Raw genomic sequence first — 390 nt, 5'->3', positions numbered from 1 at the left:
GGCTGAGGCAGCGGCGGCCGAGGCCGAACGCGTGGCAAATCTCGCGGCTCGTCGTGCTGAATTCGACGCGGCTTATCCGGGCCTGTCGGGCCTGATTGATATGTACGCTGAGGGGTCGGAATTCCTTACAAGCATGGCCGGTAATCTGGCACATACGGGCACGCTCACGGAACGTCAGGCGCAAGCCGCACAAGATGCGGTGCAACGCGCACGCGCCGGACAGATTCGGCAAAGCCGCGCGCACCATGTCGGCACGGTCGGGGAACGTCTGGAACTGACGATTAAATGCGAGCGTATTATCACGCTTGACGATGGGGCCCGGTTCGATTCGTTTGGTCCGCGCTACCTGTACGCCTGTATCACGCCGGAAGGGGCCCCATCGTCTATATA

General features: G+C 61.5%; 1 protein-coding gene. It reads left to right on the top strand.

Annotated elements, in window-relative coordinates; translation table 11 throughout:
• Positions 1 to 31 precede the first annotated feature (31 nt).
• Positions 32 to 390 (top strand): hypothetical protein (locus tag AC1RPV_RS07680; RefSeq protein ID WP_481764186.1); only part of this gene is annotated, 359 nt, incomplete at its 3' end.

Source organism: Dellaglioa sp. CoH-55-MRSF-9 (genome assembly GCF_056782155.1).
This window is presented reverse-complemented; position numbering and strand designations above follow the sequence as displayed.